Raw genomic sequence first — 23,722 nt, 5'->3', positions numbered from 1 at the left:
GCGCGGCTCGCGCCCGGGGGCCGCCGCGGGCGCCGCCGCCCGGCCGGTGGCGCCCGGCGGCTCGGCAAGGGTATGAAATGTCTGACGTTTCGGGAGTGCCCAGGTGGCGTCCGTGGCCGGCCGCCGGCGGGCTCGCGCGGATGTCCCAGGAACCAGGAGGTCGTCGGCGCGCGACGGCGGCGATCACCCGGGAGAGGGCACGACCCGCTGGCCTCGACGAACCGGGAGAGCGTGGATGAAGGCGACGGCGGCGGTGCTGCGGGCGGCGGACGGGCCATACGTGATCGAGGAGGTCGAGCTCGACCCGCCGGGCCCGGGCGAGGTGCTCGTCCGGGTGGTCAGCGCGGGCATGTGCCACACCGACGTCGTGCCGCGCCAGCCGGGCGCGCCGGCGCCGCCACCGATCATCACCGGCCACGAGGGCGCCGGCGTGGTCGAGGCCGTCGGCGAGGGCGTGACCCGGGTGGCGGTCGGTGACCATGTGGTGCTGTCGTTCGACTCGTGCGGCGACTGCCCGAGCTGCCGCCGCGGTGTCCCGCCGTACTGCGACTGGTTCCTGTTCCGCAACCTGTTCGGCCGGCGCCTCGACGGCACCACCGGGGTCCGCGACGCCAGCGGCGCGGAGGTCGCCTCCCGCTGGTTCGGCCAGTCGTCGTTCGCGACCCACTGTGTCGCCGCCGAGCGGTGCGTCGTCGTCGTGGACTCCGACCTGCCGCTGGAGAAGCTGGGGCCGCTCGGCTGCGGCCTGCTCACCGGCGCGGGCTCGGTGTTCGTCGACCTGGCCGTCCGGGAGGGCTCGAGCTTCGTCGTGTTCGGCGCCGGCGCGGTCGGGCTTGCGGCGATCATGGCGGCGAAGGTCGCCGGCGCGTCGACGATCATCGCGGTCGACCTGCACCGGCACCGGCTCGACCTCGCGACCGAGCTCGGCGCCACCCACGTGCTCGACGGCGCCGGCCTGGACCTCGCCCAGGTCCGCGACCTGACCGGCGGCGGCGCCGACTACAGCTTCGACACCACCGGCAACGTCGCGGTCATCGCGAACGCGGTCGGGGCGCTGCGGATGGGCGGGCACTGCGGGCTGGTCGGCATCCAGACCGAGCCGATCACGTTCGACGCGGCCGCGCTCGTCGGCAAGACCGTGTCGGGCATCCTCGAGGGCGGCGCGGACGCGCAGGTCATCATCCCGCGGCTGATCGAGCTGTGGCGGGCCGGCAGGTTCCCGTTCGACCGGCTGATCGAGACCTTCCCGCTGGAGGCGATCAACACCGCCGAGGAGGCATCCATGTCCGGCAAGGTCATCAAGCCGGTCCTGCTGCCGTCCGCGCGTCCCTGACGGCGCCGGTCCGCGAACCGCCGGCGAGCTGTCCGCCGGCGGTTCGCCCGTGGGAGCCGGTCGGCCGCCGCCCCGGATCTCCTGCCCTGGTGCCCTGGCCCTGGCGCTCGTCCGAGGGCCGCGGCCAGGAGAGGGCGTGGGCCAGGAGCGGACAGGGTCAGGCCCGGGCCATGGCCCGGCGCAGGCCCTGGCCGAACAGGTTGTCGTAGGCGAACGAGGCCGGGAGGACTCCCCGCTCGGCGAGCAGCTTCCCCATCCGCGCCATGATCACGGTGAAGCGCAGGCCGGCGAAGACCTCGAAGTAGGGGAGCGCGTCGGTGGAGCGGCCAGTGGTCTCCCGCCACAGCGCCGCGGTCTCCTCCCGGGACAGGAACCCGGGCAGCCGCTGGGCGCCCACGCCCCTCGTCAGCGTCTCGTCGGTGAACAGCCACCAGCCCAGGTCGAGCAGCGGGTCGCCGATGGTCGCCATCTCCCAGTCGAGGACGGCCGCGACCTCGAAGTCCTCGAAAATGAGGTTGCTGAGCCGCGAGTCCCCCCAGACCAGGGTCGGCCCCTCGGCTGGCGGCGCGGGCTGGTTCTGCCGCAGCCAGGCCAGCGCCTCCCTCGCCAGCGGGTAGGGGTCACCGTCCTCAGCCCAGGCGAGAAAGCGTTCGTAGCGCTCGAGCTCGGCGTCCAGCGGGTCGCGCGGCGTCGGAATCAGCGTGGGGTCAAGGGCGAGGCCGCCCAGGGACGTGGTGTGCACGGCGGCGATCGCGCGGGTTCCGCTGATCCAGGCGCGGCGCTGCAGTCGCGGGGTGGCCTCCGCCAGCCAGCCGCTCAGCGCGTAGGGCTGGGCGTCGCCGGGGATCTGGCCACGTACCCGCTCCATGATCCAGAAGGGGGCGCCGAACCAGCTCTTCTCCGGTTCGAACCAGTGCACGGCGGCCATCGGCACGTTCGACCGTTCGGCCAGCGCGCCCATCACGTGGAACTGGCGCTCGAACGTGTCCTCCGGGAACACCACGTAGCTCGTCGGCGCGATCCGGGCTACCAACTGGTGCTGCTCGGTCCCGGAAGGGCCGGTCCAGGTGGCGTCGAACAGGATCGTCTCGTTCGACGCACCGGTGCTCGACGGGATGCTCAGGTTGTCGATGCCGACGTCGGCCAGCCCGCGGACTTCGCCGAACCAGTCACGAAGCCGGCCGGCGGTCTCGGCGGCATCGCGCCGTAACTGAAAATCCATGCCAGGACATTACGGCGGAACCCCGGAAAGCCTCTAGATGTAGCCGAGGCGGGAACCTGGGCGCGGGCGCCGGCGCCGCTCCAGGCGGGCCAGGCGGCCCGGCGGCGCGGGCCCCCGCCGCGGGGCGGGCCGTCGGCTGACAGTGCAAACATCTAGATGTTAAGGTGCAGCCGTCCGCTCGTGGCGGCCTGGACCGCCAGTCTGGCGCCGGGCCGTCTCCGAACAGGCCCCGCATGGCTCCTCGAGACGAGACCTCTGTATCCAGCGATGGCGCGCGACGAGATGGGTGAGGCGTGGCAGTGAACGAGATCCAGCGGTTCGACGCCGTCGTGGTGGGCGCGGGCTTCTCCGGGCTGTACGCGCTGCACCGGCTGCGCGCGCAGGGTCTTCGGGTGCGGGTCCTGGAAGCGGCCGACAAGGTCGGTGGAACCTGGCTGTTCAACCGCTACCCGGGTGCCCGGTGCGACATCGAGAGCATCGAGTACTCCTACAGCTTCTCCGCGGAGATCCAGCAGGAGTGGAACTGGACGGAGGTCTTACCCGGGCAGCCGGAGATCGAGGCCTATCTGAACTTCGTGGCCGACCGGCTGGACCTGCGCCGCGACATCCAGTTCGACACCCGGGTCGTCGCGATGACGTTCGACGAGGCGGACGCGTCGTGGCTGGTGGAAACCGAGGACGGGCAGCGGTTCGTCGCCCCGTTCGTCGTGGCGGCCACCGGCATCCTCTCGGTGCCGCTCGACCCCGGCATACCGGGCCTGGAAACGTTCGGCGGCACGACGCTGTTCAGCAACAGCTTCCCGCGGGAGGGCTTCGACTTCACCGGGAAGCGGGTCGCCATCATCGGCACCGGCTCGACCGGGGTGCAGGCCACCCCGGTGGTCGCCGAGCAGGCCGAGCAGCTGTACGTGTTCCAGCGGTCGGCCGCCTACACGCTGCCCTCACCGGGACGGCCCTACGAGCCGGGCGAACTCGAGGCGCTCAAGGCCGGCTATGACGAGATCCGGGCCGCGCAGCGGACCGCGCACGTCGGCGCCGCCCGGCTCAGCGTGTTCTCGGTACTGACCAACATGGGCAGCCATCCTGCCCTGAAGACCGCGTCACGCGAGGAGCAACAGCGTGCGATCGCGGAACGCGGCGTCGTAGGCGCGCTCTACTGGCGCGACATCCTGTCCGATCCCGAGGCCGGGGCGATGGCGACCGCGTTGTACGGCGAGGCGGTCGCGCGCATCGTCCGCGACCCGGAGACGGCGGCGTCGCTGGTGCCGAACTATCCGTTCGGCTGCAAGCGGCCGATCATCGACCAGGGCTACTACGAGACGTTCAACCGCGACAACGTGACGCTGGTCGACCTGCGCAAGGGCGGGATCGAGGAGATCACTCCCACCGGGATCCGGACGGCGCAGGGCTTCTATGAGCTTGACGTCATCCTGTTCGCGACCGGATTCGACGCGCTGACCGGCGCGCTCGCCCGGATCGACGTCCGCGGCCGCAAGGGCGAGTCGCTGCGCGAGTTCTGGGCGACGGAAGGGCCCTACTGCTACCTGGGCCTGCAGATGGCCGGGTTCCCGAACCTGTTCACCATCCAGGGGCCGGGCAGCCCGTCGACCGCCTCCAACTTCGTCGCCGCGATGGAGCAGCAGATCGACTGGATCGCCGACTGCGTCGCCCACGTCCGCGACGGCGGCTACCGGACCATCGAGGCGCAGGCAGTGGCCCAGACCGAGTGGATCGACCAGATCGTCGACCTGGTCGCCGGGAGCGTCGTCGTCCACCCGGACTGCACCTCCTGGTGGCTCGGCGCGAACGTGCCCGGCAAGAAGCGGATGTACACCACCTACGCCCTCGGCCTGCCCGAGTACCGGCGGCAGTGCGCCCAGATCGCCGCCGCCGGCTACGCCGGCTTCACGCTTTCCTAGGAGGACCAGGTGCCTTTCGCTGACGTCGGCGACGTCCGGCTGTTCTACACCGACGAGGGCGCCGGCGACCCGCCGTTGTTACTCGTCCACGGCTACAGCGCCGACTCGCACGACTGGAGCTGGCAGCTCCCGCACCTCGTCGCGAACCACCGGGTCATCGCCGTGGACCTGCGCGGGCACGGCCGGTCCAGCGTCCCGCAAGCGGGCTACACCGCGGCGCAGTTCGTCGCCGACCTGGTGGGGCTGCTCGACGGCCTCTCGGTCGACCGGGTCGTGGCCTTCGGGCATTCGATGGGCGGCATCGTGGCCAGCGGCCTGGCCGTGGAACATCCCGACCGGGTCGCCGCCGTGGTCGCCGTCGACCCGGCCTACCTGCTCCCGGACGAGACGGCCGACGGCATCCGGCCGCTGCTCGACCTGCTCGCCGAGACGGACCCGGCGCCGATCATCCAGCAGCTGATCGGCCGGATGGAGTCACCGGCGCAGCCGCCGGCGCTGCGGACCTGGCAGCTGCGCCGGATCGCGGGGATGGAGGGCCACGTGCTGCGCCAGGCGCTGGAGGCGCAGGTCACCGGGCTGGTGCTGCGCTCGAACAGCGAGCCCTACCTGAGCCGCCGGGCATGCCCGGTGCTCACCTTCTACGCCGACCCGACGCGGGCCGACGCCGAGCGGGCCGTGTTCGCTGACACGCGTTCCCGGGTGGTGACCTGGGAGGGCGCGGGCCACTGGCTGCACCAGGAACGTTCGGCCGAGTTCAACGCGCTCGTCACCTCCTGGCTGGCCTCGCTCGCCTGACGGCGGTAATCCGTACAAGTTGCATACATTATACTTTTCGGTAGGCTCGCGAGTGGGATTACTCCCGCGCCGCGCTTCGGCGCACGGGGAGCCATACGCTCGGCGAGCCCGCCGGACGGGTCGAAACGACAGTAATGACTAGGGAGGAAGGCACGTGGAGCTTAAGGGGCTGCGGGCGGTCGTCGTGGGCGGTGCGTCCGGCATGGCCAAGGCGACGGCCGAGCTGGTCGTCGCGCGCGGCGGCAAGGTCGCCATCCTCGATCTTCCGACGAGCGCCGGCCAGGCGGTCGCCGACGAGCTCGGTGGCACCTTCCACGCCATCGACGTGACGGACTTCGACGCCACCGAGGGCATCCTCGACGCGGCGATCGCCGCGCTGGACGGCCTCGACGCCGTCGTCAACACGGCCGGCGGCGGCTCGTCGCACCGGACGATCAGCAAGGACGGCCCGCTTCCGCTCGCGACGTTCCGCAAGATCGTCGACCTCAACCTGGTGAGCACCTTCAACATCGCCCGGCTCGCCGCCTGGCAGATGAGCAAGCAGGAGCCGAACGCCGACGGCGAGCGCGGTGTCATCATCAACACGGCCTCGATCGCCGCGTTCGAGGGCCAGATCGGCCAGATCTCCTACACCGCCGCCAAGGGTGGCATCGCCGCGATGTCCCTGACGATGGCGCGTGACCTCGGCTCCCTGGGCATCCGGGTCAACGCCATCGCGCCGAGCCTGTTCCACACGGGCATCACCAAGGGCATTCCGGAGGACTTCGAGAAGGTGCTGACGAAGGACGCCGCCTTCCCGAAGCGGATGGGCCGGCCCGACGAGTACGCCAAGCTGGCGGTCAGCATCATCGAGAACCCGATGCTGAACGGCCAGACCATCCGCCTCGACGGCGGCCAGCGCTTCGCCCCCAAGTAGACCGCCCACCGCCCACCGCCCGCATCCCGGCCGCCCATCCCGGCCGCTCGCCTGGCGCGGCCCACGCCGCGCCGGGCGGGCCCGGCCGTCGGGTGGCCGCGCGGCGCCCGCGCCCGCCCGTCGGCGTGGCCGGCGGGCTCGCCATCCCTCCGGTGCCGCGGGGGCCGAGGCCCGGAGGAGGCCGGCCGCCGGCGGCCGCGGTAGGTCCGTCCTCCGCGCGACGTCGGCCACCGATGAGTTCGCCCCCCGGCGGGCTGGACGAGGTCCTGGTCGCCGCGAGGTCAGCGCGCTGTCCGGCGGTGCTTGCCAACCCGCCCGGTGGGGACCACCAATGCCCGCCCATGGCTTGTGGAAGAGCTACGCCGTTCCCGCGATCAGTTCTGGGTTTGTTCTTTGCACCCGCGCGTCAGCGGCGCCGAGAAAGGCGCCGGAGCGGTCGCCGGCGGCAATGTTCGAAGGCGGTTTCCTACCGCTTTCTGATGACTGGGAAGTGTCAGGGTGGGTGCCGGCCGGGTAAGAATCCCGCGGGCCCTGGAACCCGTCGTGAACTCGGCGTGAAGTCCGTCGTACCGTCCTTGGCGGGGCGTTCTGGCGCCGACAGGATCCACCGCCATGACCCCGCGGATCTCGCGACGCGCAGCCCTCGGCGGCATGGCCGCCGGCGCGGCGGCGTCGCTGCTTCCCCCGTCCCTGCTCGAGGCCATGGCGATAACCCCGCCGTCCGGCGGTCTCGGGGCCGTCGAGCACGTCATCGTCCTGATGCAGGAGAACCGCTCGTTCGACAACTACTTCGGCCGGCTCAAGGGTGTGCGTGGCTTCGGCGACCGCGTCCCGCCGCGGCTGCCGGACGGCCGGAGCGTGCTCGAGCAGCCGCGGGCCGGCGGGGGCGCGGTCCTGCCCTTCTCGGCGCGCGAGGCCGCCGCGGCGGCCGGCCGCGCGACGACCGACATCGAATACCTCGCCTCGCTGCCGCACGGGTGGCGAGACGCCACCCAGGCCTGGGCCCAGGGGTGGTGGAACGACTGGGTGCAGGCCAAGACCGCGTCGTCGATGGCGTTCTACGACCGCCAGGACATTCCGCTGCAGTACGAGCTCGCGGAACGTTTCACGATCTGTGACGCCTATTTCTGCTCCGTCTACGGCTCGACGAACCCGAACCGCAACTACCTGTGGTCCGGAAAGATCGGAAACGAGCCGGGCAGCTCGGCGCGCGCGGTCACCAACGCGGCCTACGACTACGCGCACGCGGGCTACGACTGGACCACCTACCCGGAGCGGCTGACGGCGGCCGGGATCTCCTGGCAGATCTACCAGGAATGGGACAACTTCACCGACAACGCGGTGGAGTACTTCAAGCCGTTCAAGGCGGTCGGGACGAAGGTGCTCGCGCCGCTCGTCGCGCGGATGGACGACATCCGGGCGGCGCTGGGTGTCACCAGGGACCAACTGCCCGACCCCGTCACCACCGAGATGATGTACGACGGGCTCAACGGGCTGAACCTGCCGGCCCCGCTGCTCCAGCAGGTGCTCGCCCTCGTCCAGACGGGCGTCGACGCGCTCGGCGAACAGGAGCGCGAGTACTTCCACAGGGCGATGTACCGCTCGGCGCCCGGAACCCTGGTCCAGCGCCTTCGCGACGACATCGCGCGGGGGACCCTGCCGAAGGTGAGCTGGCTCGTGCCGCCGGCGGCCGACTCGGAGCACCCGGGTTCGTCGACCCCGGTGGGCAGCGCGAACCTGATCTACGACGTCCTGGACGCGATCGCCTTCAAGCCCACGATCTGGGCCAAGACGGTTCTCTTTCTTAACTTCGACGAGAACGACGGCTACTTCGACCACGTTCCCGCCCCGAGCGCGCCGCGGCCCGCCTCGGGCAACGGCGACGACTGGTACGACGGCAAGCCCGTCGGCCTCGGCCCGCGGGTCCCGATGACGATCGTCTCGCCGTGGACGGTCGGCGGGTTCGTCGCCTCCGAGGTGTTCGACCACACCTCCGTGATCCAGTTCCTCGAGCGGTGGACCGGTGTCACCGAGCCCAACATCAGCGCCTGGCGCCGCGCGGTCTGCGGCGACCTCACGAGCGCCTTCGACTTCCAGCGGGCCCACCCACGGCCCAGGGTCGCCCAGCCGGGCCCCGTCCCCGCGGCCATCGGCCGCTGGCGGCCCGAACCGCCCGCGAGCCAGGCACCGCCGGCGCAGGAGCCGGGCACCCGGCCGACCCGCCCGCTGCCCTACGGCCTCGCCGTGACGGCGAGCACGACCGGCACGGCCGTCGAGTTCGAGCTGGTCAACAAGGGCACGGCCGCCGCGACGGTCGCCGGCTACCCGGCCGGTGGCGGCCTCCCGGCGACGTGGACGGTCCCGGCGAACGGCAGGGCCGCCGCGACGCTCACCCACGCCGCGGGGGGCCGTTACGACATCCGGCTGCACGGCGCCGGCTGGTCGACGTGGGCGCTGCGCGGCACGGGAGTGACGGTCGAGGCCGCCTTCCAGGAGGAGGCGGACGACGGCGAGGTCCTCGTGACGGTGTCCAACCCGTCGCGCGAGACCCGCGCCCTGCTGGTCGGGGAGTCGGTGTACACCCGGGCGACTGGTCATGGCGACCAGTTCGCGTCCTTGCGGCTCAGGCCGGGGCAGCGCGCGCGGGTGCCGGTGAAGGTGGCGTCGCACGGCTGGTACGACGTCGTCGTGCTCGACGCCGCCGACCCCGGTTACCTGCGCCGGGCCACCGGCCGGCTCGCCAGGTCCGGCGTGGGCGTCACCGACCCGGCGACGGGGCTTCTTCCGGTGCTCACCGCCGAGCTCGCCGCCGGCGTGCTCGTCGCGGGCCAGGCCGCTGAGGTCACCGTCACGGTCACCAACACCGGGAACGCGAAGGCGACCGACCTGGCCGTGGGGCTGCTGCTCCCGGCCGGCTGGACGGCGAAGCGCTCCGGCGCGGCGCCGACGACGCTGGCCGGCGGTGCGCCGACGACGCTGGCCGGCGGTGGGTCGACGTTGGCCGGCGGTGCGTCGGCGACGTCCCGGTTCACCGTGACCCCGGCCGCCGGCGGGACGGCCGACCTGGTGGCCGCGGTGTCGGCCCGGGCCGGCGGCCGCCTGCCGGTCGCCGAGGATCTCCTGCGGGTGACCGTCGGCTGACCTCCGCGCAAGGCGGCGCGCCGACCCGGCGACGGCCGCCTCCTGGGCCAGGCCCGAGGGGTCGACGTCCTGTCATCCCCGATGGCGGCGACGCCGCGGGTTCTCATGACCACGAGGGAGGACCCGCGGCCGTGCGGCGGGGGAGGGAGCGCCGGCGGGGCCGGCCCGGTCACCTGGGTGGCCGGGCCGGGCGCCGTTCCGGGACCGGTTACGCGGAGGTCGGGACGCGCCAGAAGACCGCGTCCTGGTCGATGCTGGTCAGGGGCGCGGTGAGGCCGCGCGCGGCGCGGAAGTCCCGCACGGCCTCCTGGCAGGCGGGAATCATGTAGTCGTCGACGATGACGAATCCGCCCGGCGACACCTTGGGGTACAGGTTCGTCAGCGCGTCCATGGTCGACTCGTACAGGTCGCCGTCCAGCCTGAGCACCGCGATCCGCTCGATCGGCGCGGTGGGCAGCGTGTCGCGGAACCAGCCCGGCAGGAACCGGACCTGTTCGTCGAGCAGCCCGTAGGCGGCGAAGTTGGCCCGCACGGTGTCGAGCGAGACGGCCAGCACGCCGTTGGCCAGGTGCAGCGGGATCATCTGGTCGCTGGGATGGCTGTCGGGCCCGCTGACCGGCATCCCCTCGAACGAGTCGGCCGCCCACACCAGGCGGTCGGTCGCCCCGTACGCGCGCAGGACGGCCCGCATGAAGATGGCCGTCCCGCCGCGCCAGACCCCGGTCTCGACCAGGTCACCGGGAATCCCGTCGGCGAGCACGGTGGCGACGCATTCCTGCACATTGTCCAGCCGGGCCCGGCCCACCATCGTGTGCGCGACACTCGGCCAGTCCTGGCCAGTGGCGCGCCGGGTGTCGTCGAACTCGGATTCCGGCCGCATCCGGTTCGGGATCGGCGGGTCCCGGTAGATCGTGTTGGTGAGGATGCGCTTCATCAGGTCGAGATAGTCCTCGTTGCCGAGCTCGGACCTACTCGGGGACGGCGCCAGCGCCACGTGTTCGTCCTATCTCGCGGACTTTGTCCGCGGGCCGCCCGGCATCGCGCCGGGCGCATCGGATAGTGGTTGACTAACTGGTCGGCAGACTACTGCTCCGTTCGCGTTGTTGTGCCGGGTTCGATCGAGATGTCGGGGCCGGCTTCGCCGGGGCCGTCAACGAAACATAAGAGCGCCCAACGAAACACAAGAGCGCCGTCGTGGCTTGTCTCGCCGTGTCGACGCGTCAGCGTCGCGGGCTTGCCGCGCGTGTGTGGCTACTCGGGGCCGGCACGCGCCGTCCTCTTGCCGGGCAGATGACCAAAGGCCGAACGGCAGGTCAATCCGCTTTCTTGCCGGGCAGGGCGCGGACGCCTTCAGGCCTTCGCCGGACCCGTCCGAGGATCTCCCTGACGAACGCGGCATTCTCGGCGGTCAAGGCCGATCTTCCGGGCGAGTGAGCTTCCCGCTCACACCAGGCCCAGCTCGTCGGCCCGCAGCGCCACGGCACGCCGAGTGGGCAGCCCCAGCTTGGTGAGCACGGCGGAGACGTGATGGTCGGCCGTCTTGACCGAGATGTAGAGACGGGCGGCGATCTCCGCGTTGGTCAGCCCGCGGGCCACCAGCTTCGCGACGTCGAGCTGGCGGTTCGTCAGGCCCGCGGGGTTCGCCCGGGTGCTGGTCCGCGGCCGTCTGGGGAGCTGGGTCACGCCGTCGCGACGCAGGGCGGCCCGCTGCCGGTCCGCCGTGCCGGTGGCGCCGAGCTGGTCCAGGAGCTCCACCCCTCGTGCCCGGTGCCCGGGGTCGGGGGAGTCGCACCAGGCCATCGCCTCGGCGAAGGGCTCGCCCGCGCGGCGCCACCACGACGCGGCCTCGTCGTGGCAGCCCTCGAGCGAGAGCCGGAACGGTGGCGCGAGTGGGTCCGGGCGCTCGGTCAGCAGGTCGAGCCGGCCGAGCCAGACCGCGAGCTCGCCCGCCGCCCAGGCCGCGCCGGGCGCGGTGGCCAGCCTCTTGAGCTCGTGGGCCGCGAGGCCGGTGACCAGGGGGTCGGACTGTTCGGTCATCCACATCCGCTCGGCGAGCGTGGACAGCACCGCCAACCGGCGCAGCGGCTCGTCCAGCTGCTCGGCGAGGCGCCACGCGGCGTCGAGGTGGGCGGTGGCGACGTCGGCTCCCCGGCGCAGCGGCACCAGGACGGCCACGAGGTGCGGCCACATCATCGCGAGCGGCATGCCCTGGTCCTCGAGCACCTGTTCCGCGTCCTCGACGGCCGCGCTCCAGCGGCCCCTGGCGAGATGCAGGCGGGAGCGCACGGCGGTCTGCCAGTGGCGGCAGATCGGGATGTCGCGCTCCACGGTGAAGGGCAGGGACTCCTCGAGGACGTGCTCGGCCTCGCGGTAGCGACGCTGTTCCACGTCGAGATTGGCCAGGTTGGAGTAGCCGGTGGACGCCAGCTCGTCCCAGCCACGGGCGCGGGCGGTCTCGATGTCGTCGGCCAGCGTCGCGCGGGCGTCGGCCTCCCCGGCCAGGATGGCACAGGCGGCCCGCACGACGCTGCCGCGCAGCGCCAGCTCCTCGTGCCCCAGCCGGTTCGCCGCGTCGTGCGACTCGTCGCAGTAGCGCTGGGCCAGCGCCACCTCGCCGCGCCAGAAGGCGAGGTACCCGCGCGTCGCGCGGGCCAGCGCGAGGGTCAGCTCGTGGCCTTCGGTGCTGGAGACGCTCGCGGCCCGGTCGGCGTGTGCCTCCGCCTGGCGGCGCCGGGCGTTGTAGTACTCGAAGACGGCGCAGGTGTCATACGCCGCCGCGAGCCCCGCGTGGTCGTCGGCCTGCCGCCACAGCGGGAACGTCGCGGTCACGTTGGTGATCGCCTCGCGCAGGCGGCTGGTCATGTAGTGCTCGAAGGCCAGCTTGTGCAGCAGGTCGGCCCGTTCGGCCGGCGCCGCTTCGCCGAGGTGCTCCAGGGCCGTCTCGAAGAACGCCGCCGCCTCGCTGTGTGAGCCGGCCGCGATCGCCTGGCGGGCGGCCGCGGTGGCGTAGCCGGTCGCCCGGGCGCTGTCCCTGGCCGCGACCGCGTGGTGGGTGAGGACGGCCGGATCGCGCGGTTCGATCCGCTCGAGCGCCGCGAGCAGGCGGGCGTGCAGCCGGGAGGCTCCTCCCGGCGGGATCGTGCTCTCCACGGCCTGCCGGGCGAGTTCGTGGCGAAAGACGAGGCCGCCGCGGGCGCGGGTGAGCAGGCCGGTGGTGTCGAGGCGGCGCAGCGTCGGCAGGTCGACGCCGAGCGCCGGCAGGACGCGGTCGTCCAGCCGGTCCGGCGCGGTCGCCACCAGTTGCAGCACCTCGAAGTCCTCGGGCGTGACGTCGGCGGCGCGGGCCAGCACGGCGTCGCGCACCGACGTGGGCAGCGGCCGGTCGGGGTCCCCGGCGACCTCGGTGACGAAGAACGGGTTCCCGCCGGTGAGGGCGTGCACCTGCCGCGGCTCCAGCCGGGTGTCCCGTACGAGGGTCCCCACCCCCTCGACGGACAGTGGCCGCAGGCGGAGAGTCTGAAAGCCGCCCAGCCGCGCGAAGTCGCCCAGGAGCGGGCGAGCCGAGTGCCCCGGGCCGATCTCGTCATCCCGGTAGCTCACCAGGAGCGCCAGCGGCATGGAGTCGACCCTGCGGGCGAGGAACCGCAGCACCTCGGCCGACGCGGCGTCGACCCAGTGCAGGTCCTCGACCACCAGAACGGTCGTCTCGCCGCGCAGCGCGTCATAGATCTGCTCGCATACCTGGGCGAGCATCAGCTCCTCGCCGCGCAGCAGGGGACCAAGGCCGGCCGCCGCGGCGATGTCGCGGAACGGCCCGAGCGGGCGGGGCGTCCCCAGCGGGTCACAGGAACCCAGCAGGAACCGGACGTCCGGCGCCGCGAGGCGGGCGGCCTCGAGCAGCGCGGACTTCCCGGAGCCCGACTCCCCGGTGACCGCGACGCCCGACCCCTCGCCGGCGGACGCCCGGGTGATCGCCGTACCGAGGGCGGCGCGCTCGCGGTCCCGTTCGAGCAGATCCACCTGTTCAGGGTATGGGTGCGCGGGCGGAACGCCGGGACGCGTGGTCCTGGCGCCCCGCCGCGCTGCCCGCCCCGCCGCCGGGGCCACCGTCACCGCGTCAGTGCCAGCTCGGCGGTGTGCGGGCCGAACTCGTTGACGACGGCCGAGATCCGGTTGGCCGGGAATCCGCCGCGGCGGGCGTGCTCGAGGATGGTCTCCGCGTCCTCCGCCTCGTGCACGCAGTACATCCTGTCCGCGGTCACGTAGCTGGTGATCCAGGTGTAGGGCACACCCAGGGAGGCGGCGGCCTCGTTGGACGTCCGCGCGATCTTGACCAGCTGCTCCTGCGTGAGGTCGCCGGCTCCGGGGATCTCACGCTCGATGATGAAGCGAGGCATTTCCTGCTCCTTTCAGTCTGACGGCCCGTTGCCGTTCGGTGTCATCACTCTCCCGCCGGCCCGACCTCCCGACATCGGGAGCGACTCCCTATGTTTGCCGGCTCCGGTGCCCTGGTCTGGCGGCTGGCGGCGCCGGGCGTAGGTATCCGGCTGGTGCACCGAGCTAACACTTGTTAGTGTCCCGGTGGTCCTGGTTGCGCGGCCTGGGTTCGGTGGTGCCGGTGGAGTCGTCCGTCCTGTTCCTCGGAGCGCGCTCGCGGCCGAGTGACGAGCTCGCGGCGGCGCTGGCGGTCGGTGACCGGCTGGACGTGCCGGATCCGGCGGCGCAGGCGGGGGACGAGGCCGGCTGGCAGGCGATGCTCGCCGCCTGGGAGACCGCGCTGGCCGGGGAGCCGGCCAGCCCGGCCGGTGGCGTGGTGGTCTGTGCCTGGCCCTCGGAGGCCGGGCCCGGCGGCGGGCGGCCGGTGCTCGACCTGGACGGCGCCGCGTGGACCGTCGCCGAGCGGCGGGTGGCGGCCTGGTTCGTGGCCCTGCGGGCGGCGTGCGCGCGGTGCGCGGACGGGGGATCGGTGGCCGTGGTGGTCGAGCGGCCGGCCGCGCTGGACTCGGCGGGCTTCGGACCCGCGGTGCTGGTGGCCGAGGCCGTGGTCGCGGCGGCCCGTTCGCTGGCTCTCGGGGAGGGCAGGCGAGGGGTCCGGGTCAACACGGTGACCACCCAGCTGTGGAGCGTCCCGGACCCGTTGCGCGGCTCACCGCCCCCGTTGGCCTCCTTTCCCGGGACCGTCGCGAGCGAGGTGGCCGGGGCGGTGCGACTGCTCCTGTCGCCCGACGCCGCCGGGATCACCGGCTCGACGCTGCGCGCGGACTGCGGGAGGTCCTGGTAGCCACCGCGTCGGAAACCGAGCCGCCCCTCACTCGACCGGCATCACCCTCCTCCTGGCCGCCGCACCCCGTCAGACACCTGCGCATCTCGAGCATCCCGTCCGATGCCAGGGGCACGAGACGAGGCCTGTTGGCCCGCCGGCGCATGACAGGACTCCCCGTCATGTCGGACAGGCTGCGCGTGGCTGGGGCGGGCGCGGCGGCGGCGTCGGCGGGCCGGCGCAGGCGCGTGGCCACCGTGCCGGTGTGGAGCACGCTCCTGGCTTCCGGCGGTGCCCTCAACAGGAAGGGCGCTGAAAGCCGGTCAACGATGGTCGTCGGTCCCGTGTCGCGATGGGCGTAATTCGGTCGACGGGCGCCGGCTCGCCTGGTCAGATCAGGCGACCCGGAACGTGCTGGATGACAACGTGCTGGATGACGAGGACGGCATGAGCGCGCAACAGTGGGCGACGCCCGAGGAGGTAGCCGCGGCGCGGCGCCGGTTCGAGGCCGCCATTGCCGGCTGGCACCCGCCGGTGGCCTTCGCGATCGGACGGGTGACCGGTGGCCTCGTCGACTTCGTCAAGGTCAACGTCGACGAGGGGCCGCTGCCGGCGGTCGTGCTCGCCACCGTGTGCGGCCACCGTGGCGGATCCGCCTCCTACCCGCTGGACGCGGCCCGCCTCGGCCGCGCGATCGACCTGCTGGCTCCGGCCGAGGCGTGTACCGCCTTCCCGCACCCGAACCTGCGCGCCTGGCGGTGGCTGCGCGCCGACCTCGGCGACGGCGTCGCCCCTGGCGCCGACGACCTGGTGGCGGTGTTCGTCGACCGGTTGGCCGAGCCGTGCGACGACCCGTACGTGGCGGCGCTGCGCGAGCGACTGTGGGCCGGCCGGGTCGAGAACCCCGACGGCACCACGACGCTGTGGCGACCGGTCGGCCCCGACGAGCTGAAGCTGATCGACGAAAGCGGACGGCGGGCCTTTCCGCCCCGCCTTCCCGACCAGCCGATCTTCTACCCCGTGCTCAACGAGGGCTACGCGACCCGGATCGCCCGCGAGTGGAACGTGCCCGCCTCCGGGGCGGGTTTCGTCACCCGGTTCCGCGTGGACACCGCGTTCGCCCGCCGTTATCCGAGCAGAACGGCCGGCGGCCAGGGAATCAGCGAGCTGTGGGTGCCCGCCGCCGAGCTGGCCGAGTTCAACACCCACCTCGTCGGGCCCATCGAGGTCACCGCCGAGTTCCGCGCCGAGGCGGGCTGAGGAGCGAGCGGCAGTGATCGAGATCGGAAGCCGGCGCCGAGGTCAGCCGGCCCCGCCTCACGTCGTCTTCGAGGCGCTGACCAACCCCGACCGGGACCCGGCACGGCCCTGGCTGACCCTGCTGCGCGACGAGCGGCGCCCTCGCGTCGTCACGGCGCGGCCGCCCGACGTGCTGGTCTGGTCGTCGCTGTGGCCCAAGCGCCCGGACGCGACGATCCACTTCGATCTGCCGCGAGCCGGGGACGGCGGTACTGACCTGCGCTGGACGCTGTACGTCGACGAGCCGATCCCGGACGCGAGCACCGTCGGCCATATGCGCAAGCGCCTCAACCAGCTCGTCAACGCCAACCTGCGCTACACCTTCGGCCAGTAGGCCAGGTCGGCCCGTCGGGGCCGGCCGGCGGTCAACACGACGGCGGCCGTCCGGCGGCCGTCCGGCATCCGGCGGAACCGGCACGTCAGGCGCGTGCCGATGGTGGTCAGCGTGCCGGTGGTGGTCAATGAGCGAGAAGCGCGCTCGCCAGGGCACCCGGCCGGGAAGAACGCCGCGAGGCTACGCTTCCAAGCAGACCGACTCGCGCGTCTACGGGTGAGGCCACGAGAAGGCAGGAAACAGTGGTCCGACCAGACCCGACTCTGCCGGGTCAAGCGAGGTGGGGAATGTCCGGCGCGACCGTTTCGCTTGTCGTCGCGGTTGTGGGCGTCTGTGGCACCCTGGCATCCGCGATCTTCAGCCAGCAGTTGTCGCAGCGTGCCAGGCTAAAAGAGCTGGAGCACGCGGAAAGCCAGCGCCTCGCCGAGCGGGAGGCCGCCGATAACCAACGCAAACTGGATCAGCTGCGCGACTGCTATATTCAGTTGAATGCCAATGATCGTAGCTATCGTGACGCGATGCTCGCGTATGCCCATGCCCTGAAGGCTGGATCGCGTGGCGAGGCCGAGGCGGCGGAGGTGGCGACGGCTCGGCGGGCGCAACGTGATAGCCGCGCGGAAGCGCAGATGATCGCCAGTGACAAGGTCCTTCGCAGTGAAGGCCAAGTCAACGCCCAGCTCACGGCGGCCTATGGTTGCCTGAAGCGGATTGAGCGCTTGAGTGACGCGAGCGCACGTGTGCCTCTGCTGGAGGAGGTCCACGGACTTCTGGGCGGGGTTATCCAGCTGTTGTCGCGAATGAGATCGATCATGCGGGAAGAATTAGGGGTGACCGACGGGTCGCCGTCCTAGTAATTGGGCTCCGGCCGGATTCCTCGCTTGGCGGAACAGGGCCCACCGGACGCTGGCTACGGAATCGACAAGGTAGAGGATAGTGCGTGATGGCGCGGTCGTGGGCCAATCGTGTCACCACCGCTGCCTGCGTCGAAGGTGGGTCAGGCGGATGGCAGCGTGGCTTCTGCCTGGGCTATGAGCTGGTCGGAGATGCGCCAGAGGCGGTCGGCGGATGTGGGATTGCGGGCCGCGCGGGCAGGGCGGGTGGGCCTGCCGCGGGACCAGTAGAGGCCGTTCGCCGAGGTTGCCTGGTCGGAGGTCGCCAGGTGAATCGCGGTGGTGGCGCCTTCCTCGGGGGAGAGCGCGAAGCGCCTGAGGATCAGGCGGGCGACCGGGCCGATGACGGGCGCGCGGTCGGCGTCCGCGTAGAAGTTGGTGTGGACGAAGCCGGGGTGGACGGCGTGGGCGATGACGCCGTCGGGGCCGTGGCGACGGGCGAGTTCCCGGGTGAACAGGACCTGGGCGAGCTTGGCGTGGGTGTAGGCCTCGACGGGGGTCCAGCGGCGTTCGAAGGCCAGGTCGTCCCAGCGGATGCCGCGCGAGAACCGGTGGCCGATCGAGCTGACGTTGATGACGCGGCAGATTGGGTCTCGGCGCAGGTGGGAGAGCAGGCGCCTGGTCAGGGCGTAGTGCCCGAGGTAGTTGACCGCGAACGTCTCCTCGAGGCCCTGGGGAGTCAGGGCCCGCTGCCGGCGTATCCCACCGGCATTGTTGATGAGAACGTCGATTCCAGGCGTGGTGGCGACGACCGACTCGGCGCAGCGTTGGACGCTGGTGAGGTCGCTCAGGTCGAGGTGGGCGACCCGCGCGGCGTCCCTGCCGGTGATCCCGCGGATTTCCTCCCGGACCTGTTCGCCCGCGTCCAGGTTGCGGCAGGCCAGGACCAGCTCGGCCCCCCGGGAGGCCAGCTCCAGCGCCGTGGCCTTGCCGATCCCGTTGGTGCCGCCGGTGATCAGGATGATTTTCCCCACCAGGGGCTGGCTCATCGGCGCCCTCGATTCGATCGCCGTCCGCGTGTCGGCGTCGGGCCGGTCCCGCGGCCGGGAGCGGCCGCGGGTGCGGGCGGGGGACGAGCCCAGTCGCGGGCCGGTCGACGTCGAGACGACGCTACGGCCTTGTAGATGGTTCCGACAGTGGAAAGGCCCGGCTTCGCCGGACATGATCGTCTGGCGAAGCCGGGCCGTGCCCGGCTTTCGCTCCTCAGCGCTTTTCATCCTGGCGCGCGCGGGTGCCGAAGCGCCGATCCGCGCACACATCCGGCGATCTTCAGCCTGTCCCGGCTCGGTCGAGTTAGAAGATCGCCAGATGTGTGCGGGGTCTGGGGACGAAACGGACGGGATTCGCCGAACGGCGCACAGATCCGATGATCAAGGGGGTCGTCGGGTTCCTGGTGCCCCATGATCATCAGATGTGTGCGCGCACCGGCGGTCGGGTGACTCGGGCAAGATCGGCGAAGGGGTGTCTAAGCCTCGACGGAGGTGAACGCGTCGTGGTCGGCGACGGCGGTGCCGAGGCGTTCCAGGCGGGCGGCGATCGTGGCTGGTTTGACCAGCAGCGTGATGCCCCACAGAAAGAAGCCGTGGACCATGCCCTGGCGGATGTCCAACCAGGCCTGGTCGAAGGCCGGCGCGTCCACGCCGCCGGCGCGCAACCGGTCGAGGTAGTGGCGCAGCAGGTCGCGCTCGGTGCGGCGGCGGTCGGCGACGCTGATCGTGGCCGCGATGTGGTAGCCGACGTCGAGGTACCAGGGCCCGCGCTGCGCCAGCTGCCAGTCGGTGAACGACGGCCGGCCGGCGCCGTCGAGGAAGACGTTGCCCAGGTGCGTGTCGCCGTGCAGCAGCGTCCAGGGTGCCGCGGTCTTGGCGGCGGTGGCGAGGGCCCGGTAGGCGTCGACGAGCCGCTGGGCGTCGCGGGCCTGTTCGGGCACGACGGCGCCGAGCTCGCTGTCGAAGTTCTTGCTGATCTCCTTCAGGCCGCGCGCCATGAGGTGGGTGTCCAGCCGGGACGCCAGCGAGTCGTCCGCGGCGATGGCCGGGTCCTGCCACATGGCGGCGTGCATGACGGCCAGCTGCTCCAGGCTCTCGGCGGCCTGGTCCGGGGTGTAGTCCTCGATGCCGTCGAGGAAGGTGCCGCCCTGCGCGATCACGTCCTCGGTGATGATGACGTTGGCGTGTGTCTCCGGGTCGATGTCGGCGTAGACGCCGCGCAGTGTCCGGACCCCGGCGCGGGCGGCCAGGTCGCGGTAGAACACCACCTCGTGCTCGCCGGCGCGCCGGGCCAGCCAGCCGACCTCGCCGAAGTACCCCTTCGCGCACAGGTACGGCGTGAAGTCCTCGGGCACGTCGCCCGTGTACTCGACCCGGAACCTGATGTTCGTGGAGAGCCGGCTGACCACCGGGCCGGGGTGCACGGCCGTGACGGTGATGTCCGGGAAGCGCGTGCGCAGCGCCGCGGTCAGCCATTCCGGGGACAGCAGTTCCTCGGCGTCCCGAGGAACGGCGACGCGTAAGCCGTCGGGGCGGTCGGTCTGGGGCGGCGTGGGCATCGTGCTCCTCCAAGAGGTGTTCTCGGCAGGCCCGCCGGCTGGTATGGCGGGTCCGGACAACGGCGCCGGTGCGGGAACCCCCACTCGGGCTCGGTCGCGGTACTCGGGCTCGGCCGCGGCTCGTGGGGCTTCGTCGAGGTCCGTCCGCGTACTCGCCGGTGATCTTCGAGATGTCGCCGTCCGGTCGAGCCGGCTGACCGCCGCGTTGGGATGATGGGCGAGCAACTGGAGGCCGGGATGTCGAACGCCTGGTCCGGGCTGTCGCGCCGGCCCCCGCGGCGAGGCCTCGTGCTCCGAGCGCGGTGGGAATCCCGCCAGAGGCCAGGGAGCACACCACCGGGCGCGGCCCCATGGCTCTGGCGGAACGTTCGTCCCGGCACATCCGAGACTGGCCGGGGTCAGTCCGCGGTCGGGTAAAGAGCTTTGGCCATGCCTTCGAAGTGGTCCATGACCTGCTGGAGGGGCTTGGCGGGGTTGATCTCGAGGACCTCGCTCGCCTCCTCGTAGATGAGCGTGTGGTTCGCCTCGAAGAAGTAGACGTCGCCGGCCTCGGCGACCTCGTCGGGCTTGTCGCTGCCCGGGTAGACGCAGCGCAGCTTGCCCTTGAAGACGTACCCGTAGTGCGCACAGGGGCATAAGTCGTTCGGCAGGCCCTTGTAGCCCGGCGTGCAGTCGATGGGCCCGGCGGCGGTGAAGCCGACCTCCATGTCGCCCCACTGCACCGACCGGAACCCGACCGAGGAAAGCGGCCAGCGGCCGTCCCCCCCGGCCGGAAGCTCGCTCGGTTTGCTTACTGGCATGGTTCCTCCCCTGAGCTCGGTCCGCGGCCGGCCGCGCGCGGACCCGCGGGCGCGCGGCGCCCATGGGCCGCGATTCTGGCACGGCGTCAGCTGACGAGGCCTGGGCCTCGTGGTGGTGCGCTCCCGGCCGGATGCCGGTTGGCGCGGTGCGGCAACGCGGCTGACCGCGAGGCCAGGAGGCGCGCGCGGACCGCGACGGGTGAGATCTGCCGGAGACTGGATGCTGACGCACCCTCAGGTGGAAGTCAAGGTCTACCTAAAACGAGAGTCACGTTCTACAGTCTCGCCTGACGTCGTCCGTTCTCGGGCGGCCGGCCCCGGCCGGTCGCGGCGGGGACGCGCAGGAGGTGCTGAGTGGGTGAGGGAGCGTTCGACGGCTTACGGGTCGTCGAGCTGGCGCAGTGGGTGTTCGTGCCGGTTGCCGGCGCGCTGCTGGCGGACTGGGGCGCGGACGTCATCAGGGTGGAGCGCCCGGAGGGTGACCCGTACCGGGCGCTGGCGACCCAGGGGATCGGAACCGACGGCGGCGGCGGGGTGAACCTGTCGATCGCCATGGCCAACCGCGGCAAGCGTTCGGTCGCGCTCGACCTGCGCGACGAGCGCGGACGGGCCCTGCTCGACGAGCTGCTGGCCACCGCGGATGTCTTCCTGACGAACTTCCGCCCGGGGGCGCTGCGCCGCCTGGGCCTCGACGCCGAGACGCTCATGGCGCGCTTTCCGCGCCTCGTCTACGCCCGCGGGCACGGCTTCGGGGCCCGCGGGCCGGACGCCGACCACCCCGGCTACGACTCGTCGGCCTTCTGGGCGCGCGGCGGGCTGGCGCACGTCCTGACGCCGCCGGTCCTGGAGCATCCGATCAACCAGCGCGGCGCCCTCGGGGACCGCAACGGAGGCATGGCGCTGGCCTTCGGGATCGCCTCGGCGCTGCTGCGCCGGGAGCGCACCGGCGCCGGCTCGGTCGTCGACGTCTCGTTGCTGGCCACGGCGATGTGGACGCTGACCTCGGACGTGCTCGCGGCGCTGGCCGGCGGCACGCCCCGTGCCTTCTACGGGCACGGCGGCGGGCCGAACCCGCTGGTGGGCGCGTACCGGACGAAGGACGGCCGGCACATCCAGCTGGTGTTCCTGGAGGCCGACCGCTACTGGGCGGACTTCTGCCGGCTGATCGGCCGCGACGAGCTGGTCGAGGACCCGCGGTTCGTCGACCTGCGGGCGCGCGGAGCGAACCGGGAGGCGTGCGTCGCGGAACTGTCGGCCGAGTTCGCCAAGCGGACCTTCGACGAGTGGAAGGACCTGCTCACCGGCATCGACGCGCCCTGGGCGCCGATCCAGGCCGTCGAGGAGCTGCTCACCGACCGGCAGGTGGTCGCCAACGACTACATCGGCCAGGTCGAGGAGGACGGCCTTTCCTACCGGTTGCCGACCGGGCCGGTGCAGTTCGACGAGCGCGCGCCGGCGTTGCGCCGTGCTCCCGAGCACGGCGAGCACACCGAGACGGTGCTGCTGGAGCTCGGCCACGACTGGGAGGACATCGGCGCGCTCAAGGACGCGGGGGTGATCCCGTGACGTCGCCGAACCACGCGCCCGGCGGCGCGGCCACCACGCCCGCCGGGGTGTCGGCGCGGCCGTTGCCGGTGCCCGACGAGACGTCCGCGCCGTTCTGGGAGGCCGCGGCCCGGCACGTGCTGACCGTCGCCCGCTGCTCGGTGTGCGCGGCGTTCACGGCCCCGCCCGACCAGGTCTGCCCGCACTGCCACAGCACCGAGCCGGCGTTCGTGTTCACCCCGGTGAGCGGGCGGGGCAGCGTGCGGTCGTGGACGGTGGTCCGCCAGTCGTTCCTGCCGGGGTTCGCGGCCGACGTGCCGTTCGTCCTCGTCGACGTCGAGCTCGTGGAGCAGGCCGAGCTGCGCCTGATCGGCCGGCTTCTCGACGGCCCGGACGTCGCCGTGCGGGTCGGTGACCCGGTGACGGCCGCGTTCGAGGACGTGGCACCGGGCGTCGCCGTTCCCGCGTTCCGGCTGGCGGTCGCGCCGTGAGCGGGCGGATGGCGGCGAGCAACCAGGTCGCCCTCGTCGGCTACGCGCACAGCGCGGTCGAACGGCACTCGGACCGCCCGCTCGGCGTCCTCGCGCTCGAGACGGCGCGCGCCGCGATCGCCGACGCGGGACTGACGCCGGCACAGGTCGACGGCGTCGTCACCTCCGCGCTGTTCCCCACGGCCGGCTCGCACGCCGTCGAGGACGGGGTCAGCTCGGTGACCGCCAGCTGGCTCGCCGAGCGCCTCGGCGCGAGTCCCCGCTACGTCTCCGGTTTCCAGGGCATCGGCCAGATCCCGGGCATGGTCGGGATCGCGGTCAACGCCGTCGCCGCCGGCGCCGCCGACTACGTGGTCGTCTACCGGGCGCTGCACAACCCGCGGGGCAGCTACCACGCGAACCCGATGCGCGCCGCGGCGGGCAGCCAGCAGTGGACCGCGCCGCAGGGCTTCTTCGGGCCGTTGCAGATGATCGCGCTGCCCTACAACGAGTACCTGGCGCGCTATGGCGCGACCCGCGAGGCCATGGCGGCCGTGCTCGTCGAGGCGCGCAAGAACGGCTCCCGGATCCCGTGGTCGTTCTGGAACGGCAAGCCGCTGACGGCGCAGGAGTACCTGGCCGCGCCGATGCTGGCCGACCCGGTGTGCCGCTACGACTGCGACATCCCCGTCAGTGGCGTCGCCGCGTTCGTGCTCACCTCGGCGGAGCGCGCCGCCGACCTGCCGCACCGGCCGGTGTATGTCGCCGGCTACTCGAACGCGACGCCCGCGACCCGTCGGCTGCCGCTGCACTGGCCGCTCGACGACATCATGTCCGTCGGCGCCGAGAACGCGCGGCGGCTGTGGGAGTCCGCCGGCGTCTCGCCGGCCGACGTCGACCTGCCGCAGGTCTACGACGGGTTCTCGCCGTTCGTCTGGTTCTGGCTGGAGGTGCTGGGCTTCTGCCCGGTCGGCGAGGCGCACCGGTTCGTGGCGGACGGCGGGATCGACAGCGACGACCCGAAGGCCCTGCCCGCGCTCTCCGGCGGCGGCGCGCTGGGCAACGGCCGGATGCACGGCATCCCGCAGATGCTCGAGTGCTACCTGCAGCTGTCCGGCCGCGCCGGCGAGCGCCAGCGCGAACGCGCGTCGATCGGCGTCGCCTGTCACTCGTCGCCGCACTACGGCGGCGCGGTCGTCTACAGCGCCGAGCGGTACTGACCGCGCGCCGGCCGCGCGACCCGCGCGGCC

At 72.4% G+C, this 23,722-nt stretch carries 19 protein-coding genes; 12 read left to right on the top strand and 7 right to left on the bottom strand.

Going from position 1 to position 23,722, the window contains the following annotated elements:
* The first annotated feature begins 235 nt into the window (after positions 1–235).
* Positions 236–1,333 carry an NAD(P)-dependent alcohol dehydrogenase gene (locus I6A81_RS33945; RefSeq protein WP_203004284.1) on the top strand — a complete coding sequence of 366 codons (1,098 nt, stop codon included), beginning with the start codon at positions 236–238 and terminating at the stop codon, positions 1,331–1,333.
* A gap of 157 nt (positions 1,334–1,490) precedes the next feature.
* On the opposite strand, the gene I6A81_RS33940 is transcribed toward I6A81_RS33945, so the two are convergent.
* The gene (locus I6A81_RS33940; RefSeq protein ID WP_203004285.1) at positions 1,491–2,555 is read right to left on the bottom strand and encodes a phosphotransferase family protein; all 1,065 of its coding nucleotides are present in this window, start codon (positions 2,553–2,555) and stop codon (positions 1,491–1,493) included.
* 299 nt (positions 2,556–2,854) lie between these two features.
* Between I6A81_RS33940 and I6A81_RS33935 the strand changes: the two genes are divergently transcribed.
* The 4 genes from I6A81_RS33935 (at position 2,855) to I6A81_RS33920 (ending at position 9,326) form a co-directional block, all read left to right on the top strand.
* Complete coding sequence (locus I6A81_RS33935) at positions 2,855–4,474, top strand: flavin-containing monooxygenase (RefSeq protein WP_407661421.1); 1,620 nt, start codon at positions 2,855–2,857, stop codon at positions 4,472–4,474.
* A gap of 9 nt (positions 4,475–4,483) precedes the next feature.
* The gene (locus tag I6A81_RS33930; protein ID WP_203004287.1) at positions 4,484–5,269 is read left to right on the top strand and encodes an alpha/beta fold hydrolase; all 786 of its coding nucleotides are present in this window, start codon (positions 4,484–4,486) and stop codon (positions 5,267–5,269) included.
* A gap of 154 nt (positions 5,270–5,423) precedes the next feature.
* Positions 5,424–6,185 (top strand): SDR family oxidoreductase, encoded by a 762-nt coding sequence (locus I6A81_RS33925; protein WP_203004288.1) that lies wholly within the window; start codon positions 5,424–5,426, stop codon positions 6,183–6,185.
* Between the two features lie 612 nt (positions 6,186–6,797).
* Positions 6,798–9,326, top strand: a complete 2,529-nt coding sequence (locus I6A81_RS33920; RefSeq protein WP_203004289.1) for a phosphocholine-specific phospholipase C — start codon at positions 6,798–6,800, stop codon at positions 9,324–9,326.
* Between the two features lie 208 nt (positions 9,327–9,534).
* On the opposite strand, the gene I6A81_RS33915 is transcribed toward I6A81_RS33920, so the two are convergent.
* The 3 genes from I6A81_RS33915 to I6A81_RS33905 form a co-directional block, all read right to left on the bottom strand.
* Positions 9,535–10,320 (bottom strand): TylF/MycF family methyltransferase, encoded by a 786-nt coding sequence (locus I6A81_RS33915; protein ID WP_307875107.1) that lies wholly within the window; start codon positions 10,318–10,320, stop codon positions 9,535–9,537.
* A gap of 449 nt (positions 10,321–10,769) precedes the next feature.
* A complete protein-coding gene (locus I6A81_RS33910; RefSeq protein ID WP_203004290.1) occupies positions 10,770–13,346 on the bottom strand; it encodes an ATP-binding protein in 2,577 nt (858 codons plus the stop codon).
* 89 nt (positions 13,347–13,435) lie between these two features.
* Complete coding sequence (locus I6A81_RS33905) at positions 13,436–13,723, bottom strand: DUF4242 domain-containing protein (RefSeq protein WP_203004291.1); 288 nt, start codon at positions 13,721–13,723, stop codon at positions 13,436–13,438.
* A gap of 221 nt (positions 13,724–13,944) precedes the next feature.
* On the opposite strand from I6A81_RS33905, the gene I6A81_RS33900 reads away from it, so the two are divergent.
* From I6A81_RS33900 to I6A81_RS33885, 4 genes are all read left to right on the top strand, one after another.
* On the top strand, positions 13,945–14,607 hold the full coding sequence (locus tag I6A81_RS33900; RefSeq protein ID WP_203004292.1) for a Rossmann-fold NAD(P)-binding domain-containing protein: 663 nt from the start codon (positions 13,945–13,947) through the stop codon (positions 14,605–14,607).
* Between the two features lie 858 nt (positions 14,608–15,465).
* The gene (locus tag I6A81_RS46410; RefSeq protein WP_407661420.1) at positions 15,466–15,846 is read left to right on the top strand and encodes an ADP-ribosylation/crystallin J1; all 381 of its coding nucleotides are present in this window, start codon (positions 15,466–15,468) and stop codon (positions 15,844–15,846) included.
* A 13-nt stretch (positions 15,847–15,859) separates the two neighbouring features.
* Entirely contained in the window at positions 15,860–16,219 is a 360-nt protein-coding gene (locus I6A81_RS33890; protein WP_203004294.1) for a hypothetical protein, read from the top strand.
* 287 nt (positions 16,220–16,506) lie between these two features.
* Positions 16,507–17,070 carry a hypothetical protein gene (locus tag I6A81_RS33885; RefSeq protein WP_203004295.1) on the top strand — a complete coding sequence of 188 codons (564 nt, stop codon included), beginning with the start codon at positions 16,507–16,509 and terminating at the stop codon, positions 17,068–17,070.
* 143 nt (positions 17,071–17,213) lie between these two features.
* Here the strand turns inward: I6A81_RS33885 and I6A81_RS33880 are convergent, their stop codons facing one another.
* The 3 genes from I6A81_RS33880 to I6A81_RS33870 all read right to left on the bottom strand — a co-directional run bounded on the left by I6A81_RS33880 (position 17,214) and on the right by I6A81_RS33870 (position 20,457).
* Complete coding sequence (locus I6A81_RS33880) at positions 17,214–18,098, bottom strand: SDR family oxidoreductase (RefSeq protein WP_203004296.1); 885 nt, start codon at positions 18,096–18,098, stop codon at positions 17,214–17,216.
* 476 nt (positions 18,099–18,574) lie between these two features.
* Complete coding sequence (locus I6A81_RS33875) at positions 18,575–19,657, bottom strand: phosphotransferase (protein ID WP_203004297.1); 1,083 nt, start codon at positions 19,655–19,657, stop codon at positions 18,575–18,577.
* A 398-nt stretch (positions 19,658–20,055) separates the two neighbouring features.
* Positions 20,056–20,457 carry a cupin domain-containing protein gene (locus tag I6A81_RS33870; RefSeq protein WP_203004298.1) on the bottom strand — a complete coding sequence of 134 codons (402 nt, stop codon included), beginning with the start codon at positions 20,455–20,457 and terminating at the stop codon, positions 20,056–20,058.
* A gap of 354 nt (positions 20,458–20,811) precedes the next feature.
* Here I6A81_RS33870 and I6A81_RS33865 point away from each other — a divergent pair, with 354 nt between their 5' ends.
* From I6A81_RS33865 to I6A81_RS33855, 3 genes are read left to right on the top strand one after another with little or no spacing between them, the layout of a single operon-like run.
* Positions 20,812–22,023 (top strand): CaiB/BaiF CoA transferase family protein, encoded by a 1,212-nt coding sequence (locus I6A81_RS33865; protein WP_203004299.1) that lies wholly within the window; start codon positions 20,812–20,814, stop codon positions 22,021–22,023.
* 47 nt (positions 22,024–22,070) lie between these two features.
* Complete coding sequence (locus I6A81_RS33860) at positions 22,071–22,493, top strand: Zn-ribbon domain-containing OB-fold protein (RefSeq protein WP_203004302.1); 423 nt, start codon at positions 22,071–22,073, stop codon at positions 22,491–22,493.
* The gene (locus I6A81_RS33855; RefSeq protein WP_203004300.1) at positions 22,490–23,692 is read left to right on the top strand and encodes a thiolase family protein; all 1,203 of its coding nucleotides are present in this window, start codon (positions 22,490–22,492) and stop codon (positions 23,690–23,692) included. The genes I6A81_RS33860 and I6A81_RS33855 overlap by 4 nt, the downstream gene beginning before the upstream one ends.
* Positions 23,693–23,722: the final 30 nt, after the last annotated feature.

This window comes from Frankia nepalensis (assembly GCF_016786325.1).
In the GTDB taxonomy this organism is placed as follows: Bacteria; Actinomycetota; Actinomycetes; order Frankiales; family Frankiaceae; genus Pseudofrankia; species Pseudofrankia nepalensis.
This window is presented reverse-complemented; position numbering and strand designations above follow the sequence as displayed.

Coding starts and splice junctions, on each gene's coding strand:
- I6A81_RS33945 (WP_203004284.1), top strand. CDS start 236: ATGAAGGCGACGGCGGCGGTGCTGCGGGCGGCGGACGGGCCATACGTG.
- I6A81_RS33940 (WP_203004285.1), bottom strand. CDS start 2,555: ATGGATTTTCAGTTACGGCGCGATGCCGCCGAGACCGCCGGCCGGCTT.
- I6A81_RS33920 (WP_203004289.1), top strand. CDS start 6,798: ATGACCCCGCGGATCTCGCGACGCGCAGCCCTCGGCGGCATGGCCGCC.
- I6A81_RS33905 (WP_203004291.1), bottom strand. CDS start 13,723: ATGCCTCGCTTCATCATCGAGCGTGAGATCCCCGGAGCCGGCGACCTC.
- I6A81_RS33885 (WP_203004295.1), top strand. CDS start 16,507: ATGTCCGGCGCGACCGTTTCGCTTGTCGTCGCGGTTGTGGGCGTCTGT.
- I6A81_RS33880 (WP_203004296.1), bottom strand. CDS start 18,098: ATGAGCCAGCCCCTGGTGGGGAAAATCATCCTGATCACCGGCGGCACC.
- I6A81_RS33875 (WP_203004297.1), bottom strand. CDS start 19,657: ATGCCCACGCCGCCCCAGACCGACCGCCCCGACGGCTTACGCGTCGCC.
- I6A81_RS33870 (WP_203004298.1), bottom strand. CDS start 20,457: ATGCCAGTAAGCAAACCGAGCGAGCTTCCGGCCGGGGGGGACGGCCGC.